Origin of the sequence: Pseudonocardia bannensis, from assembly GCF_012911875.1 — a bacterium.
GTDB classification, from domain to species: Bacteria; Actinomycetota; Actinomycetes; order Mycobacteriales; family Pseudonocardiaceae; genus Pseudonocardia; species Pseudonocardia bannensis.
In genome coordinates, this window is record NZ_JAAXKZ010000033.1 from 21949 (window position 1) to 39583 (window position 17635).

14 protein-coding genes and 1 pseudogene are annotated in these 17635 nt (G+C 75.0%); 10 read left to right on the plus strand and 5 right to left on the minus strand.

Features of this window, described 5'->3' with window-relative positions; genetic code table 11:
* Positions 1 to 69: 69 nt before the first annotated feature.
* The gene (locus tag HF519_RS11550) at positions 70 to 1281 is read left to right on the plus strand and encodes an acyl-CoA dehydrogenase family protein (RefSeq protein ID WP_312860052.1); all 1212 of its coding nucleotides are present in this window, start codon (positions 70 to 72) and stop codon (positions 1279 to 1281) included.
* Positions 1278 to 2333, plus strand: coding sequence for an acyl-CoA dehydrogenase family protein (locus HF519_RS11555; RefSeq protein ID WP_169412910.1), 1056 nt, complete (start codon positions 1278 to 1280; stop codon positions 2331 to 2333). Before HF519_RS11550 ends, HF519_RS11555 begins: the two co-directional genes overlap by 4 nt.
* A 208-nt stretch (positions 2334 to 2541) precedes the next feature.
* Here the strand turns inward: HF519_RS11555 and HF519_RS11560 are convergent, their stop codons facing one another.
* Positions 2542 to 3009: a pyridoxamine 5'-phosphate oxidase family protein gene (locus HF519_RS11560; protein ID WP_169412911.1), complete on the minus strand. Its 468-nt coding sequence runs from the start codon at positions 3007 to 3009 to the stop codon at positions 2542 to 2544.
* Positions 3010 to 3032: 23 nt separating this feature from the next.
* Complete coding sequence (locus HF519_RS11565; protein ID WP_169412912.1) at positions 3033 to 4190, minus strand: cobalamin-independent methionine synthase II family protein; 1158 nt, start codon at positions 4188 to 4190, stop codon at positions 3033 to 3035.
* Between the two features lie 108 nt (positions 4191 to 4298).
* On the opposite strand from HF519_RS11565, the gene HF519_RS11570 reads away from it, so the two are divergent.
* Positions 4299 to 5459, plus strand: coding sequence for a type III PLP-dependent enzyme (locus HF519_RS11570; RefSeq protein ID WP_438826391.1), 1161 nt, complete (start codon positions 4299 to 4301; stop codon positions 5457 to 5459).
* A 53-nt stretch (positions 5460 to 5512) separates the two neighbouring features.
* Entirely contained in the window at positions 5513 to 6838 is a 1326-nt protein-coding gene (gene speD / locus HF519_RS11575) for an adenosylmethionine decarboxylase (protein WP_312860053.1), read from the plus strand.
* A gap of 162 nt (positions 6839 to 7000) precedes the next feature.
* Here speD and HF519_RS11580 read toward each other — a convergent pair whose 3' ends face one another.
* On the minus strand, positions 7001 to 8713 hold the full coding sequence (locus HF519_RS11580; protein WP_169412913.1) for a bifunctional 3'-5' exonuclease/DNA polymerase: 1713 nt from the start codon (positions 8711 to 8713) through the stop codon (positions 7001 to 7003).
* Positions 8710 to 10299, minus strand: coding sequence for an FAD-dependent oxidoreductase (locus HF519_RS11585; RefSeq protein ID WP_169412914.1), 1590 nt, complete (start codon positions 10297 to 10299; stop codon positions 8710 to 8712). The genes HF519_RS11580 and HF519_RS11585 overlap by 4 nt, the downstream gene beginning before the upstream one ends.
* Positions 10300 to 10410: 111 nt before the next feature.
* Here HF519_RS11585 and HF519_RS11590 point away from each other — a divergent pair, with 111 nt between their 5' ends.
* Positions 10411 to 11250, plus strand: coding sequence for an LLM class F420-dependent oxidoreductase (locus HF519_RS11590; protein WP_169412915.1), 840 nt, complete (start codon positions 10411 to 10413; stop codon positions 11248 to 11250).
* A 19-nt stretch (positions 11251 to 11269) separates the two neighbouring features.
* On the opposite strand, the gene HF519_RS11595 is transcribed toward HF519_RS11590, so the two are convergent.
* Complete coding sequence (locus HF519_RS11595) at positions 11270 to 12733, minus strand: MFS transporter (protein WP_169412928.1); 1464 nt, start codon at positions 12731 to 12733, stop codon at positions 11270 to 11272.
* A 182-nt stretch (positions 12734 to 12915) separates the two neighbouring features.
* Here HF519_RS11595 and HF519_RS11600 point away from each other — a divergent pair, with 182 nt between their 5' ends.
* The 5 genes and pseudogenes from HF519_RS11600 to HF519_RS33645 form a co-directional block, all read left to right on the plus strand.
* Positions 12916 to 13641 (plus strand): enoyl-CoA hydratase, encoded by a 726-nt coding sequence (locus HF519_RS11600; RefSeq protein WP_169412916.1) that lies wholly within the window; start codon positions 12916 to 12918, stop codon positions 13639 to 13641.
* Between the two features lie 263 nt (positions 13642 to 13904).
* Entirely contained in the window at positions 13905 to 14579 is a 675-nt protein-coding gene (locus HF519_RS11605; protein ID WP_169412917.1) for a L,D-transpeptidase, read from the plus strand.
* 30 nt (positions 14580 to 14609) lie between these two features.
* Entirely contained in the window at positions 14610 to 14951 is a 342-nt protein-coding gene (locus HF519_RS11610) for a BlaI/MecI/CopY family transcriptional regulator (RefSeq protein ID WP_169412918.1), read from the plus strand.
* Positions 14917 to 15885 (plus strand): M56 family metallopeptidase, encoded by a 969-nt coding sequence (locus tag HF519_RS11615; protein WP_246243213.1) that lies wholly within the window; start codon positions 14917 to 14919, stop codon positions 15883 to 15885. The genes HF519_RS11610 and HF519_RS11615 overlap by 35 nt, the downstream gene beginning before the upstream one ends.
* Positions 15886 to 16214: 329 nt before the next feature.
* Positions 16215 to 17566, plus strand: a pseudogene (locus tag HF519_RS33645) (glycoside hydrolase family 38 N-terminal domain-containing protein); the annotation flags it as partial.
* Positions 17567 to 17635: the final 69 nt, after the last annotated feature.

Below are 17635 nucleotides of genomic sequence, written 5' to 3' on the forward strand. Positions count from 1 at the left end.
CACGGTGATGCATGGTCTGTGTCCCAGGATGAGGCTGTCGATCGCCGGACGGTTGTGCAGGATGGGGCCGTGACGGAAACCCTGACCAGGCTGCCCACCCTGGTACCTCCCCCCGTCGAGCTCCCGGAACGGGCCGCCGCCCTGCGGGCCGACGTTCGCGCCTTCCTCGCCGAGGAGCGAGCCGCGCAGCGCTGGCATCCGCGGGCCGACGTCTGGCTGTCCGGCTGGGACGAGCGGTTCTCCAAGGAACTCGCGCGACGCGGCTGGCTGGGCATGACGATCCCGACCGAGTACGGCGGCCACGGCGCGTCCCCGCTGGACCGCTACGTGGTGACCGAGGAACTGCTGGCCGCGGGAGCGCCGGTGGCCGCGCACTGGGTCGCCGACCGGCAGATCGGGCCCTCGCTGATGCGCTTCGGCACCGAGGAGCAGCGGCAGAAGTTCCTGCCCGGCATCGCACGGGGCGAGGTGTACTTCGGCATCGGGATGAGCGAGCCCGACTCCGGCTCCGACCTCGCCTCGGTGCGGACCCGCGCCGAGCGCGTCGACGGCGGCTGGGAGCTGACCGGGACGAAGGTGTGGACCTCGGGCGCACACCACGCGCACGCGTTCTTCGCCCTGGCCCGCAGCGCTCCGCGCGACGAGAACAACCGGCACGCCGGGCTCAGCCAGTTCATCGTCGAGCTCGACGCGCCGGGCGTGACGATCCGGCCGATCCCGCTGCTGACCGGCGCGCACCACTTCAACGAGGTGGTGTTCGACAAGGTCTTCATCCCGGACTCGATGGTCCTCGGGGAGATCGGTGCCGGCTGGCACCAGGTGACCAGCGAGCTGGCCTTCGAGCGCAGCGGACCGGAGCGGTTCCTGTCCACGTTCCCGCTGCTGCAGGCCCTCGTCGCCCAGATCGCCGGGACGGATCTGGACGCCGAAGGGTCGCTTGCGGGCCCGAGCATCGACGCCGGGCGCCGCCGCGACCTCGGCGGGCTGGTCTCGCGGCTGTGGACGCTGCGCCGGATGTCGCTGGCGGTGGCCGGCTCCCTGGAGTCCGGGCACGCGCCGGAGCTGGCCGCGGCCGTGGTCAAGGACCTCGGCACCCGGTTCGAGAACGAGATCATCGACGCGGCCCGGCTGCTGGTCGCGATCCCACCCGACCCGGGGGCCGAGCACGGCTACGCGCGGCTGCTCGCCGACGCGGTGCTGCACGCGCCCGGGTTCACCCTGCGCGGTGGGACGAACGAGGTGCTGCGCGGGATCGTGGCACGGGGAATGGGGCTGCGATGAGTGACAACGCCGAACTGGTCGAGCTGGCGGAGTCGATCTTCGCCGACGCTCGCTCCACCGCGTCGGAGTCCGAGTCCGGACTCGACGCCGGGCTGTGGAAGACCCTCGAGGAGACCGGGCTGGCCCGGCTCACACTGCCCGAGGCGGCCGGGGGCAGCGACGGAACGCTGACCGACGCCGCCGCGGTGCTGTCCATGGCCGGCGCCTACGCCGCCCGGATCCCGCTGGTCGAGACCGACCTGCTCGCGGGCTGGCTGGCCCACGCCGCGGGCCTGGAGACGCCGTCCGGGCCGCTGACCGCGGTCGCGGCCGACCTGACGGTCACGCCGTCCGGCGAGGCGGGCGCCGCCGGGGCCCGGGTGACGGGCCTGCTGGCCCGGGTGCCGTGGGCACGGTCCGCGGCGGCGATCGTGGTGCTCAGCGGCGACCACGTGCTCGTGCTGGACCGGGCGGCGGTGACGGTCACCGAGGGGGTCAACCTCGCCGAGGAACCGCGCGACACCGTCACGGTCGACACCGGCCTCGACAGCGGCGCGGTCGGCACCGCCCCGGCCGGGGCCGCCGCCGAGTTCCGGCTCCGCGCCGCCCTCGGCCGGGCGCTGCTGCTGGCCGGGGCGGCCCGCGGGGCACTCGCGGAGTCCGTGCGCTACGCCGGGGAGCGGGTCCAGTTCGGGCGGCCGATCGGCCGGTTCCAGGCCGTCCAGCAGCAACTGGCCCTCGCCGCGGCCGAGGTGGCCGCGGCCGCCGCGGCCACCGACGCCGCGGCCCGGACCGCCGCCGTCGACGGGTTCGGCGCCGCCTCGACCGCGTTCGCCGTCGCCGCCGCCAAGGCCCGCGCCGGGGAGGCCGCCGGGCAGGTCGCCCGGATCGCGCACCAGGTGCACGGCGCGATCGGCTTCACCCGCGAACACCACCTGCGCCTGGTCACCACCCGGCTGTGGTCCTGGCGCGACGAGGACGGCAGCGACGCCCAGTGGAACGACGAGATCGGCGCTCGCGTGCTGGCCGCCGGCCCCGACGGCCTCTGGCCCCTGGTGACGGGCACCCCGTAACCCCGTTCCGCGCTGCCCCGCAACCCCGCTCCGTGAGGGAGACGGGGCGCGGGGCGGTGCGGGGTCACGGCGCGATCGCGGTCGCCTCGATCTCGATGAGCATCTCGGGGAAGGCGAGCCGGGCACCGGCGTCGATACGCACATCTGCATAGCCTCATCGCCGGTGGTGTCACCGCCGAACGCACGACCCGGCGGCGGCCCCCGGGGGTCAGGAGGGGCGGGCCGCTCCGATCTTGCGGAAGTCCCAGCTGGTGATCTTGTCCGGGCGCAGCCGCAACCACGCGTGCTTGCCGTCGTGGAACACCTGCCCGCCGGTGTACCGGTCGGCGAACAGTTGCTCGGGTGCGGTCAGCTCGTCGTCCGGCTCGCCGGTGCGCGGTACCTCGCCGACCACCTCGACGCGGCCGCGCAGCTCCACGCCGCGCAGCTCGTCGTACTGCTCACCGGCGTCGACGACCACCGCGATCCGCGGGTCGCGCGCCAGGTCGGTCCAGCGCTGGCTGCGCGACAGCGAGGTCAGCCACAGCGCCGAGCCGTCCCAGGCGTACCAGAGCGGCGTGGCGTGCGGCCCGTTCGTGCCGTTGGTCGCGACCCGGCAGGTGCGCTGTTCGGCGAGGAAGGCGTCGACCTCGTCGGGGGTCATGGCGATGGCGCGGGCGCGCCGCTGTTCCTTCATGACCCGGACGCTAGCGAGGAGCGTCAGCCCCACAACCGGGCGGTCGCGATCCGGGCGCCTTCCGACAGCGCACGGAACTTCTCCCACACGACGGTCGGGTGCACCTCCGGATGGAACGACGCGCGGGAGGAGAAGCCGCAGTCGGCGCCCGCGATGACGTTCTCCTTCCCCACCAGACCCGCGTACGTGACGATCTGGTCGGCGATCAGCTCCGGGTGCTCGACGTAGTTGCTGGCGTGCCCGAGCAGTCCCGGGATGAGGATCTTGCCCTCGGGCAGCGGGAGGTCCTCCCAGACCCGCCACTCGTGCTGGTGGCGCGGGTTGGCCACCTCGAACGAGTACGCCCCCGCATTGATCTCGAGCATCAGCGGGGCGATCTCGCCGAAGGGCAGGTCGTGGATGCGCGGGCCGTGGTTGAGCCCGTAGCAGGTGTGCAGCCGGATCTTCTCGGTCGGGATCCCGCGCAGCGCGTGGTTGAGGATCTCGATGTGCTGCTCGGCGTCGCGCCGGCGCTGCTCGGGGGTGGTGGCCGGGTTCTCGCTCAGGTACTCGATCAGCCACGGGTCGTCGACCTGCAGCAGGAAGCCGGCGTCGATGATCGCCAGGTACTCCTCGCGCAGTGCCTCCGCGACGGCGGACAGGTACTCGCCGTAGCTGTCGTAGTACTCGTTGCGCCCGAAGCCGCTGGGGCTGGTCGAGGGCAGGAACGCCTCGGTGACCTCGTGCCCCTCCAGCGCCGCGCGCAGGTTCGCGATGTCGATCTGCAACTGCTCGTGGCCGACGTAGGACACGGGCCCGGTGCAGACCATCGTCGTCATCGGCGAGACGGTCTCCTTGTACTTGCCCAGGTAACCCGCGTAGTAGTCCGGGAACCGGTCGATCTCCACCTGCCACGACGGCGGCATCAGCTTCTCACCGGTGCGCCCGTCGAACCCGGCGAGCCGGTCCTTGACGTAGGTCAGGAAGCTGACCTTGCTCATCTCGCCGTCGGTGACGATGTCCAGTCCGGCCTCGACCTGCTCGCGCACCACGTCGGCGACCGCGTTCGTGATCTGCTTGGCGAACCCGTCGACGTCGTAGGCCCGCCCGTGCTCCTTCTCGCGCATCGTGAGGAGCAGTTCGTGCGGCCGGGCCAGGCTGCCGACGTGGGTGCTGAGGATCCGGTCGCTGCTGCGCTGCATGGTCCCCGGACGCTAGGAGTGATCGTTCTCACGCGGAAGCTCGTCGTTCCGCTGTGACGAACGGGCCAGGTGGCCGGGCCCGACCGGGTGCCCGGGACACTGGAGGATGTGATCGACCCGGCTCCGCCGCCGCTCGCGTCCGACGCGCTCGCCGCGTTCCTGGCCGACGAGGACCGCCCGACCCCGTTCCTGGTCCTGGACCCCGACGTCGTTGCGGCCCGCTACGCCGAGCTGACCTGCGCATTCCCCGGCGCTGACGTGCTCTACGCGGTGAAGGCGTGCCCCGACCCGGCCGTCCTGGAGCGGCTCGTCGCCCTGGGCAGCGGGTTCGACGTGGCGAGCCTGCCGGAGGTGCGGCTGTGCCTGGCCGCGGGCGCGGACCCGGGCGCGCTGTGCTTCGGCAACCCGGCCCGGTCCCGGGCCGACCTCGCCGCGGCACACGCGGCCGGGGTGCGCCGGTTCGTGACCGACAGCCGCGAGGACCTGGCCGACCTGGCGGTGCACGCGCCCGACGCGGCGGTGCTGGTCCGGGTGCTCGTGGACGACGACGGGTCGGCCACCCCCTTCTTCGGCAAGTTCGGCGCCACCCCGGAGGAGGCCGTCGAACTGCTGCGGGCGGTGCGGGCCGCGGGCCTGCGCGTCGACGGCGTGACCTTCCATGTCGGCTCGCAGCAGACCCGGCCCGCCACCTTCCGCAGCGCGGTGCGGCTGGCGCTGCGGGTCGCCGGGGCGGCCGGGGTCCGCCGGCCCGTGCTGGACGTCGGGGGCGGGCTGCCGGTGCGCTACCGGTCGGCGGTGCTGCCGCCGGCGGCATTCGGGGCCGCGATCCGGGAGGCGGCCGACGCGGCGGTGCGCGCCGGGGTCGTGGAGCAGGTGCGGCTGGTGATCGAACCGGGCCGGGTGCTCGTCGCCGAGGCCGGGGTGCTGCGCACCCGGGTGCTGCGGGTCTCGCACCGGCCGGGTGTGGACCACCGCCGCTGGGTCTACCTGGACGCCGGCCGCTACCAGGGCCTCGCCGAGACCGAGAACGAGGCGATCGGCTACCCGCTGCGGGTGCCCGGCCGCAGCGGCCCCGTCGGCGCCGTCGTCCTCGCCGGCCCGACCTGCGACGGCGACGACGTGCTCTACCGGCGCACCCCCTATGCGCTGCCGCTCGCGCTGCGCGCCGGCGACGTCGTCGACGTGCTGCACGCCGGGGCGTACACCGCCAGCTACGCCTCGGTGGGGTTCAACGGGTTCGGGCCGCTGCCGGTGCATCTGGCCTCGTGAACGGCAAGGGTCGTCGGAACGGCGTCATCCGCGCACGGAGGTACCGTCGCGGCGTGCTGGACGCCATCGACCCGACCCCCGTACCGCCCGCCCCGCTGCCCGTCGGCCGGCACGTGCTCGCCGAGCTCACGGACGTCGACGCCGCCGTGCTGGACGACGTCGCGGCGCTGCGCGGCGCCCTGCACGACGCGCTGGGCGCGGCGGGGGCGCAGGTCCGGCAGATCGTCGCGGAGGCGTTCGCCCCGCAGGGTGCGACGGTCGTCGCGCTGCTCGCCGAGTCGCACGCGTCGGTGCACACCTGGCCCGAGTACGCCACCGCCCACGTGGACGTGTTCACCTGCGGGGACGCCGCCGATCCGGAGCTCGCGGTCCGGCTGCTGGCCGCGGCGCTGGGGGCGTCGGTCCGCCGCCTGGACGTGATCGAGCGGGGCGGGCCGGCCGCCGCGGTGACCGAGCCGATCAGCCCCGGGCTCACCCGACGGTGGGCGCTCGGGACCGTGCACCACCGGGCCACCACCCCGTACCAGCGGGTGCTCATCGCCGACACCGCGCACGGCGTCACCCTGTTCTGCGACGACGAGCGGCAGAGCGCCGAGGCGACCCAGCTGGTCTACCACGAGGCGTTGTTCGCGCCGGCCGCGCTGCTGGCCGCGCGCTGCGAGCGGGTGCTCGTGATCGGTTCGAGCGAGGGCGTGGTCAGCGAGATGGCCGTCGCCGCGGGCGCCACGCGGGTGGATCACGTCGACATCGACCCGGACTGCGTGCGCGCCTGCGCCGAGCACCTGCCCTACGGCTACACACCCGGCCGGCTGGCCGCCGCCGAGCGGCACGAGGGGCCGGTGCACGTGCACTACGGCGACGGCCGGGAGTTCGTGGAGCGGGCCGCCGGCCGGTACGACGTGATCGTCGTGGACCTGCCCGATGAACGGCCCGATGAGCCGGAGGCACAGCTCAACCGGCTCTACGCGGCGGACTTCCTGGCCGGCTGCGCGCAGCGGCTCACCGAGGGCGGGGTCGTCGTGTGCCAGGCCGGCAGCCCGGCGCTGTGGCGCGACGCGACGTTGCGGGCGGCCTGGCGGCGCTTCCACGACGTGTTCGGCCCGGGCGGAGTGGTGTACGCGGGCAGCGACGAGCACGAGTGGGCGTTCCTCGTCGGCTGCCCGGCCGCACCGGCCGACCCGGTGACCACCATGGTGGCCCGGCTGGCGACCCTGCCGGTGCCGCCCGCCACGATCGACGCCGCATGGCTGCGCACCCGCACGGTCCCGCCCGCCACGCTGCGCCGGGGGTTTGCCTCAGCTGCACGTCACGACGATGCCGGCGACGGCCGTCACGGCCGCAGCGCTATGTCGACGCCGCGACGGAGCCGCTCGCGTTGATCGTCGACGACATGCAGGGCGGGATCGTCGGCGTCGCGCTCGAGGTGGGCATCGAACCGACCGTCCGGCCCGCCATCGACCTCGGCCATCTGCCCGTCGTGGTCACCGACGCCTGCGGCAGCGGGAACGCCACGGCGGCCAAGAGGTCGGTGAGCGGCACGCTCACTGCTTCTCGTCGTAGCCGCCGACGACGCGGACCTGCATCGGGAACCGCACCGGGGACGCACCGAACAGCCGGCGCCCGGCCGTGTCCGCCGCCTCCTGCACCGCGGCGGCCGTGGCACCGGCGACCTCGGCCGGGCAGTGCAGCAGCACCTCGTCGTGCTGGAAGAACACCAGCTGGGCGAGGCTCCCGGTGCTCCGCAGCGCGTGGCGCAGCTCGGCCAGCAGCACCAGCGCCCACTCCGCGGCGGTGGCCTGCACGACGAAGTTGCGGGTGAACCGGCCGCGGGCGCGGGCCGCGGCGGGCTGCTCGTGCCCCGGCCGGGCGGGCGGGCAGGTCCGGCCCAGGTGCGAGCGGACGAGCCGGCCCTCCTCACCCGCGCGGGCCGCGTCCTCCACGTAGCCGACCGCCGCGGGGAAGCGCCGGCGCAGCCTCGCCAGCAGCACCCCGGCCCCACCCGAGGTCTGCCCGTACATCGCGGAGAGCAGCGCGAGCTTGGCCCGGGCCCGGTCACCGCCGAACAGGTCGGCGGCCAGCGCGGCGTAGAGGTCGCCGTCACCGGTGTTGCCGGCGTGGGCCAACCCCGCATCGCCCGCCAGCGCGGCCAGGATGCGGGGTTCGAGCTGCGCGGCGTCGGCCACGACCAGCCGCCAACCCGGGTCGGCGCGCACCGCCGCCCGGACCGCCCGCGGGATCTGCAGGGCCCCGCCGCCGCGGGTGGCCCAGCGGCCCGACACGACCCCGCCGACCACGTACTCCGGGCGGAAGCGGCCGTCACGGACCCAGGTCCGCAGCCACGACCACCCGTGCGCGGAGTGCAGCCGAGCCAGTTCCTTGTAGGCCAGCAGTGGCCCGACAGCCGGATGGTCGATCGTGCGCAGGACCCACGCCCGGGTGGTCTCCAGCTCGTGCCCGGCACGGGCGAACGCGCGCAGCAGCTCGGCCGGGGAATCGGGATTGACCGGGCGCCCGAACGCCACGCCGATCTCGTCGGCGAGCGCGGCGAGCCGCGCCGGGCGGCCACCGGGCAGCGGGCGGGGACCGAGCAGCTCGGTGAGCAGGCGGTCGTGCACGTCGGCCCGCCACGGCAACCCGTGTGCGGTCATCTCCTCGGCGACGAGCGCCCCGGCCGACTCGGCGGCGGCGAGCAGCCGCAGTCCCGGACCGAACGCGTCGAGGCGCCGCTGCTGGCCCGCGTGCACCGCGACGAGCGTGGCCAGCGGATCGGAGTCCGGGTCGGCGGGCTGCGCGGCGAACAGCGCGGGCGGGGCTCCGTCGTCGTCCTCCTCCAAGGCCGGGTCGGGCGCGGGTGGACGGCCCGCCAGCCGGGCCGCCGCGGCCGCGATCCCGTGCGGCTCACCGGAACGGCCCTCGGCGCCGACGAGCAGTCCCTCGACCAGCTCGACATCGTGGCAGCGTGCGACGTCCGCGCCCGCGCGCAGCAGCCGCCGGTAGGTCCGCGCCGAGCGCCACACCCAGCGGACCGCCTCGCCGCCGCGCCGGGCGTCGTCCTCGATCGCGCGCACGGCCGCGGCGAGGTCGGGAACCGGTTGCGCCGCAGCCAACGGGGTGCCGTCCTCGGCCAGCCGTTGCCAGCGGGCCGCACCGGCCCAGCGGCCCGGCCGGTCCGTGCCGTCCGGGCGATCGGCACCGTCGGGGTGACGCGAGCCGACCGGGACGGAACCGGGCCCAGGCTCCAGTGCGATCCTCACCGCCGGACCGCGGCCACCTTCCGCCGGCGGCCCAACCCGTCGAGCGCCCCCGGCGGCAGGCCGGCCAGCAGCCCCCGCTGCGGCACCCCGCGGATCTCCTCCGGGCCGGCGCCGACCTCGGCCAGCACGTCGTTCGCGGCGAGCACGCCGGACATCGCCGCGCGTTCCATCAGCCCGGACAGGTAGGGCAGCTCGACGAAGTCGCCCGCCACCCGCACCCCGCGGGCGTCGGTGCGCACGCCGGGCCGCCGGCCGGCGCCGCCCGGTGGGAACGCCGGGGCGGTGGCCTCGAGGCGCTGCTGCAGGTGCACCACGGGCGCCCGGGTGGTCTCCGGCCAGAGCGAGCCCAGCTCGGCGCGCATCCGGGCGGTGGCCGTGCCGGCGTCGGGTGCGTCGCACGAGTAGGAGTGCAGCTCCACGATCGACCCGCCGGTGCGCGCCGCCCACTGCGCCGAGGGCCGCTCGAGCCGCGAGTAGACCGTGATCGAGTCGAGCGTCGGCTCCCCGCTGACGGCGCTGAACGTCGCCCGCTCGGCCCCGACGTCGGTACCCAGCCACAGCCGGGTGACCGCGAACGGTGGCGCCACCTGCAGGGCCCGGCTCTGCGCGGCCAACCGGGGCGCGGCCGCCGCGGCCGCGGGCGAGGCGGCGAACAGCCGCCGCAGCGCGCCCGGATCGAGCGCCAGCACGACGTGCCGGGTGGACAGCTCGCTGCCGTCGGCCAGGACGAGCCGCCAGCGGTGCCCGTCGGCGGGGACGAGCGACTCACACGCCGCGCCGGTGCGGACCGTGGCGCCGTGCCCGCGCAGGTACCGGACGAACGGGTCCCAGATGCCGGTCAGGTAGTCGGTGCCCGGCGCGTCGAAGCCGATGCCCTCGGGGTTGCCGAGGAAGTAGTAATGGAACATCGCGACGAGCTCGCCGGCCGAGAGGTGGTCGGGGTTGCAGAAGAAGGACCGGGCGAACGCCTCGAACAGCATGGCCTGGGCCCGGCCGGGCAGGCCCAGCCCGGCCAGGAACTCCCCGGCGGTCATCGTGTCGAGCGCCGCGGTGGTGCGCTCGCGGTCGTAGCACAGCAGCTCGGTGCCCAGCGCGGCGTCGGCGCCGCCCAGGTCACGCAGGCGCAGGCTCGGGGAGCGGGCGAACAGGGCGACCAGGTTGAGCGGCGGCGCGGCGGGCAGCCCGGTCAGGTCCTCGGCGGGCCAGCGCCGCGAGATGACCGGGTAGCCGCCGACCGGGCGCAGGAAGGACAGCTCCGGGTCGATCCGGCGCAGGATCGCCCGCCAGGTGTAGTAGTGCCGGAAGAACGCGTGGAAACCGTGCTCGACGACCTGCTCGGTGCCGTCGGGCAGCGTGTGCGGCCACGCTCCGAGCCGGCCGCCGAGGGTGGGAGCGGCCTCCAGCAGCGTCACCGCCGCCCCGCGCTCGGCCAGCACGGTCGCCGCGCTCACCCCGGCGACCCCGGCACCGACGACGACCGCCTCGGTCCCGGCCGGCACCGCCCGTGGCCTCCCCGGCTCCGACGGGACGAGCACCCGCGGCCGCATCCGCAGCGGGGCGGCCCGGCTGCTCAGGTCCCGTCTCACGGCCCGAGCCTAAGGGGGTACCCCGACACGGCGCGCGGGGCGACCCCCGGCTCGGCGGGTCGCCGCGGACGGGCGGCGCCGGGGCGGCCCGGCGCCGGAAGGGAGATCGAGATGGCGGTCGACGTCGGACGGTTCGGGATCTGGCGGCATGCGGACGGGCTCGATCCGGAGCTCGCGGTGCAGGTGGAACGACTCGGCTACAGCGCGATCTGGATCGGTGGCTCGCCTCCTGGGGATCTGCGGCTGGCCGAGGACCTGCTGGAGGCCACCGACCGGCTCGTGATCGCCACCGGCATCATCAACATCTGGCAGGTACCGGCCGCCGAGGCCGCCGCGTCCTACAAGCGGATCGCCACCGAGTACCCCGACCGGTTCCTGCTCGGCATCGGGATCGGGCACCCGGAGGCGTCGGGGGAGCGGTACCGGCGCCCGTACGAGACCGTTGTCGCGTACCTCGACGAGCTCGACGCCCACGGCGTGCCGGTCGAGGGCCGGGTGCTCGCCGCGCTGGGCCCGAGGATGCTGCGGCTCGCCGCGGAGCGGACGGCGGGCGCGCACCCGTACCTGACCACCCCCGCGCACACGCGGGAGGCTCGGGAGATCCTCGGCGAGGGCCCGTTGCTCGCTCCCGAGCAGAAGGTCGTGCTGAGCACCGACCCCGAGTACGCGCGCTCGATCGCCCGCCCGGTCGTGCAGCGTCCGTACCTGCAGCTGGTGAACTACCGGCGCAACCTGCTGCGGCTGGGGTTCACCGAGGCCGATCTGGACTCCGCGAGCGACGCCGTGATCGACGCGCTGGTGGCGCACGGGGACGCGGCCACCGTCGCCGCCCGCATCGTCGAGCACGTCGACGCGGGCGCCTCCCACGTCTGCGCGCAGGTCCTCACCGGGACCGACGCGGACCCGGCGCCTGCCCTGCGTGAGCTGGCCGGGGCACTCGGCCTGACCTGAGGCCGGCCCCGGGGCGGCCTCACCCCCGGTCGGCGGGGTGCATCTGGGGTCCGGTGATGCCGCAGTGGGCGCACCGCTCGATCGGGACCCGACCGCCGTCGGGAGCGGGCCGGGCGAGGTCCGCCGTGCGGACCATCGTGAAGGCCAGCACGGACGCCAGCGCCAGCAGCCCGGCACCGATGGCCATCGCCGTGTCGAACCCGGCGTCGAAGGCGGCCGGGTCGGTGTAGTCGGCGTTGTCGATCCCGGCCAGCCCCGGGACGAGGGCGACGGCCAGCAGCCCGCCCGCGCGGGCGATCGCGTTGTTCACCCCGGACGCGGCCCCGGCGTACCGGTCGGCTGCGGCGTCGAGCACGGTCGACGTGAGCGGGGCGACGGTCAGCGTCAGCCCGGCGCCGAACACCAGGACCGCGGGCAGCACGTCCAGCCACCAGCTCGCCTCCGGGCCGATCCGCCGCATGAGCAGCAGGCCGCAGGCGCTGATCAACGGGCCGATCGTCAACGGCAGGCGGGGACCGATCCGTTGGGCCAGGGCTCCGGCCCGTGCCGAGAACAGCAGCATGAGCGCGGTGACCGGGAGCAGCGCGGTGCCCGCTGCCAGCGGGCTGAACCCGGCCACGGTCTGCAGTTGCAGCACCAGCAGCACGAACACCATCCCCAGCGCCGCGTAGATCAGCAGCGTGGCCGCGTTCGCCGCGGTGAACAGCCGGTTCCGGAACAGGTCCGGGGGCACCAGCGGGTGCGGCGAGCGGCGCTCCACGAACCCGAACGCGATCAGCGCCGCGATGCCCACGGCCAGCCCGGTGAGCACCGCCGGGGTCGGGCCGTGCCCGCCCAGGTCGGTGAGCGACCAGGTCAGCGTGCCCAGTCCGAGCACCGCCAGCGCGGTCCCGGCGACGTCCAGGCCCGGCACCGCGTCCGGGTCGCGGGTCTCGGGCACGTGCCGCAGCGCCACCACGATCACCACGGCGGCGAGGGGGAGGTTGAGCAGGAACACCGCCCGCCAGCTCCACTCCACGAGCCAGCCGCCGACGAACGGCCCGACGGCGCCCGCGATCCCGCCCAGCCCCGACCACGCCCCGACCGCCGCCGCCCGGTCGGGGCCGTGGAACGACGCCGAGATGATCGCGAGGCTGCCGGGGGTCAGCAGCGCCCCGCCGACGCCCTGCAGCGCACGGGCGGCGACCAGCGTCTCGATGTTCGGGGCGAGCCCGCAGACCAGGGATGCGACCGCGAACCAGACGACGCCGAGCAGGAACACCCGGCGGCGGCCGAAGCGGTCGCCGAGCGAGCCGCCGAGCAGGATCAGCGAAGCCAGGGTGAGGGTGTAGGCGTTGACGGTCCACTGCAGGCCGGTGAACCCGGCGTCCAGGTCCACGCCGATCTGGGGCAGTGCGATGTTCACCACGGTCGCGTCGAGCATCGCGAGGCTGGAGCCCAGCACCGTCGTGAGCAGCACCCAGCGGGCAGCCGGCGTGCCCATGCGCAGGCCCCCGGAGTTCACCTCGGTCACGGCCCCCTCCTCGCCCGGGCGACGCGCCCAGGGTAGGCCCGCGCGGCCGTCCCGCGGCTCCCGCGCGGGTGCGGGCGGCGTGCATCGTGCGGGGGGTGTCCTCGTAGCCTCCGGGGCGTGCCGCCGCCGGCGGCCCGGGGAAGGGAACGGAATTGATCAACGTCTCGGCGAAGGACGCGGTGGGTCTCATCGAGCTGGACCGTCCGGAGCGGCGCAACGCCCTCGACGTCGAGCACTGCCGTGGGCTCGTCGACGCGATGACCGACCTGCTGGCCCAGGAGGTCCGGGCGGTCGTCGTCACGGGGGCGGGCAGCAGCTTCTGCTCCGGCGCGGACTTCGGCGAGGTCTACACCGACGGATTCCGCGACGCCCTCTACGCCGCGCTGCACGCGATCCACGACGCCCCGCTACCGGTGATCGCGGCCGTCAACGGTCCGGCGATCGGGGCCGGCACCCAGCTCGCGATCGCGTGCGACCTGCGGGTCGCCGCACCCGGCGCCGTGTTCGGGGTGCCGACCGCCCGGATCGGGCTGGCCGTCGACCCGTGGACGGTGCGCCGGCTGGCCCAGGTCGGCGGCGGGGGAACGGCGCGGTCGCTGCTGCTGGCCTGCGACCAGATCGGCGCCGAGCTCGCGCACGCCCGCGGCCTGGTCGACCGGCTCGGTGAGCGCGAGGACGCTCTCGCGCTGGCCCGCGAGCTGGCCACCCTGGCCCCGCTCACCCTGGCCTACAACAAGCTGACCCTGGACCGCACCGAGCTCGCCGAGGACGACCCGGCGCTGCTGGCCGCGTTCGAGGGCTGCTGGAGCAGTGAGGACCTGCGGGAGGGCCGGCGGGCCCGGGCCGAGAAGCGCAGCCCCCGGTTCAGCGGCCGCTGATCACCCGTCCGGGGCGGGGGCCGGACCGTGGCCGGGTCGCGGCGCGGCCGATCGGCCACCCTCCGCACCGTTCGGGCCGCGGTGTACGTGAGGGGGACAGCGATCCCGCTCACATCGGGGTGCGGGGGCGAACCCGGTGTGATCGCGCCGTCACCGTAAGGTCCCCTCGTCGTTGATCAGTTCAGGACTGCTGCGGGAGGACGCGGATGGGCTCACACAGGTGGCGAGGCGGGACTCGTCGGCCGCTCGCGGCTCGCGTCGCGGTGGTCGCGGGTCTGGCCGCGGTGGGCGGATCGGTGCTGGTCGGCATCGGTGTCGCCGAGCCGAGCCCGGCGCTGCCCGGGCTGCCGCCGGCCGCCGCGCTGCCCTCGGCCGATGTCCTGCCGCTGCCGCCGCTGCCCGACCTCCCGGCCGCCGCGAACACCGACGGCGAGCCCCCGCTCCCGCTGTTCGGTGCTCCCGCCGCCGCCCCGGCGCCGTCGGCACGGCCCGCCGAGGCGTCCGCTCCGGCCGCCGCTCCCGCTGCTCCGGCCGACACCGGGTCCGGCGTGGCCGCAGCGCAGCGCACCGACCCGTCCGGTCTGGTCAGGGGCACGCCGTGCACCGCGACAGCCCGTGCCTGCGTCGACGTGGTCGGCCGCTGGGCGTGGCTGCTGGACGGGGACCAGATCGTCCGTGGCCCGGTGCGCATCCAGACCGGCGACAACGAGGACCCCACCCCGAGGGGTACGTTCTCGGTGCAGTGGAAGGCCGAGCAGTACACCAGCCGGGAGTACCTCACGCCGATGCCGTACTCGGTGTTCTTCGCTCCCGGTGGCATCGCGTTCCACGAGGGCCGGCAGGACACCTACTCGGCGGGCTGCGTCAAGCTCGTCATGGAGGACGCCCAGGCGTGGTTCAACTACCTGCAAGTCGGCGACGAGGTCCAGGTAAAGTAATTCGCTTCTACACAGGGTAGAATCGTCGCCGTGCCGAGCCTGGGTGAGTTGGAGCGCGCCGTGATGGACGTGCTGTGGGCGGCAGAGGGAGCGCTGACCGCCCGCGAGGTGCAGGACGCGCTCGCCACCCGTGAACTCGCGACGACCACGGTGCTCACCGTCCTGGGCCGGCTGGAGCGGAAGAACCTGGTCAGCCGCACCCGTGACGGCCGCGCCCACCACTACCGACCGGTGGCCAGCCGCGAGGACCACGTCGCGGAACTGATGCGCGACGCATTGAACGGGGCCCCCGACCGCGGCGCGGTACTGGCCCGGTTCTTCGGGTCCATCCCGCCCGATGAGCGGGACGCCCTGCGCGATCTGCTGGGTTGACCTCCCCGAAGGGGTGCTCGTGGCCGCGATGGAGCTGACCGCGCTGGGTCTGCTCGTGCTGGGCGCCGTCCTGGCGGAGCCGGCCAGCCGTGCGCTCGCGGCCGCCCGGTGGCCCACCCGCGATCCCGTCGGCGCGCTGCTGTCCTGGCAGGCGATCGGTCTGGCCGGTGGACTGTCGCTGCTCGGCGCCGGAGTGGTCTACGGGGTCGCGCCGCTCGACGGGTCGCTGCCCGGTGCGCTCGCGCGGCTGTCCGGGGAGCTCGCCGCCGGCCGGGTCCCGGAGGAACTGGGCGTCACGCATCTCGCGGCGCTGGTCGCGACGCTGGTTCTCGGCGGCCGGCTGTTCGGCGTCCTGCTCGCCACCGCCGCCCGGACCGTGCGCGCCCGCCGCCGCCACCGCGACCTGCTCGACGTGCTCGCGACGCCGTGGCCCGCGGCCCCCGGCGCCCGGGTGCTCGATCACCCGGTGCCCGTCGCGTACTGCCTGCCGGGTCGCAGCTCCCGGCTGGTCGTCTCGGCGGGCGTGCTCGAGGTGCTCGAGCCCGACGGTGTCCGGGCGGTGCTCGCCCACGAGCAGGCCCACCTGCGCGAACGCCACGACCTGGTGGTGCTGCCGTTCGTCGCGTGGGGTGCCACCGCGTCGTTCGTGCGGGGCATGGTCTGCGCGCAGGTCGCGGTCGCGGCGTTGATCGAGATGCGGGCCGACGACGTGGCCTCCGCCCGGGCCACCCCCGAGGAGCTCGTCGGCGCGTTGCGGGCGGTCGGCGGGTCGGCACCCGCGGCCGCGTTGAGCTCGTTCACCGCCGCGCTCGACGCCCGCATCGAGCGCATCTCCGCGCCACCGCCGCCGCTGCCGCCCCCGATCAAGCTGCTGGTCCGGGTGGCCGCGCTGGCACTGGTCGCGGTGCCGACGGTCGTCCTCCTGCTGCCCTGACCGGATCGGGCTCCGGGGACGAACGCGACGGTTCGACTCCCCACCTGCGACCACGCCCGGTTCACTGGAGCGCGTCGCTGCCGTGGCGAGCGCTCTCACTCCGGCGCCACCGATTCAGGAGCGCGAACGGTGGCGAGCCGCCCCGGGGCGGCCCCGGCCGGTGACGCCCGGCCCGGGCACCTCGACCACAGGGAGGGATCCCCGTGCACGACGACCGCGTGGTGGTCGAGGACCGGATCACCCGGGCGGTCCGCGACCGCCCGGCTCCCGCCGTCCACCGACCCACGGAGCCGCTCCGGGTGAGCGCCTGGCAGGTACCGGGCGAACCCGTGGGATTCGCGGAGGCCACCGCCCGGGACTTCGGCCCCGTCCGGGTGGGCGACCGGTGGGGTGAGCCGTGGGGCACCACGTGGTCCGCTTCGACGCCGCGGTGCCCGTCGGATGGGCGGGGCAGCGGGTCGAGGCAGTGGTCGACCTCGGTTTCGACGGGCCGATACCGGGGTTCCAGGCCGAAGGGCTGGCCTTCACCCCGGGCGGCGTCCCGATCAAGGGGGTGCACCCGCGAACGACCCACATCCCCGTCGGGGTGTTGCCCGGCCGGCCGGTGAGCTTCCTGGTCGAGGCGGCGGCCAACCCCGACATCAGCGGCGGCTGGGGTGTCGTCCCGACCGGGATGGGTGACTCGGCGACGGCCGCGCCGGGTCCGCTCTACACGCTGCGCCGGGCAGAGCTGACGGTGTGGAACGAGTCGGTCTGGGAGCTGCTCCAGGACATCGCCGTCGCGGACGGGCTCATGCGGCAACTCGACGTCCGCGAGCCACGCCGCCACGATCTGCTGCGGGCCCTCGAACGGATGCTGGACAGGCTGGACCCGGACGACGTGGTCGGCACCGCGCAGGATGCGCGGGCCGAGCTGGCGGTGACTCTCGCCCGGCCCGCCCATCCGTCGGCACACCGGATCGTCGCGGTGGGGCACGCCCACATCGACTCGGCCTGGCTGTGGCCGGTCCGGGAGACGATCCGGAAGGTGGCGCGAACGTTCTCCGGTGTCCTGCGCCTCATGGAGGCCGATCCCCGGTTCGTGTTCGCCTGCTCGCAGGCCCAGCAGTACCGGTGGATGAAGGACCGCTACCCGAGCATCTACGCCGAACTGGGGAAACGGGTCGAGGCCGGGCAGTTCCTGCCGGTCGGCGGGATGTGGGTGGAGCCCGACACGAACATGCCGGGCGGTGAGGCCATGGTCCGGCAGTTCGTGACCGGGAAGAGGTTCTTCATCGAGGAACTGGGCGTCGACCCCGAGGTGGTGTGGCTACCGGACTCGTTCGGGTACAGCGCGGCGATGCCCCAGCTCGTCGCGCTCGCGGGGTCCCGATGGTTCCTCACCCAGAAGCTGTCCTGGAACCAGGTCGACAGGATGCCGCACCACACGTTCTGGTGGGAGGGCATCGACGGGACGCGCGTCTTCACCCACTTCCCGCCGGTGGACACCTACAACTCCGAGCTGTCCGGCGCGGAGCTCGCGCACGCGTCGCGCAACTACGCCGAGCACGGCCGGGGGTCGATGTCGCTCGTGCCCTTCGGCTGGGGGGACGGCGGGGGAGGGCCGACCCGGGAGATGCTCGCCGCCGTGGCCCGCACCGCCGACCTCGAGGGTTCGCCGAAGGTCACCATGGCCTCGCCGACGGTGTTCTTCGAGGCCGCGCTGGCGGAGTATCCGGACGCCCCGGTCTGGCGCGGGGAGATGTACCTG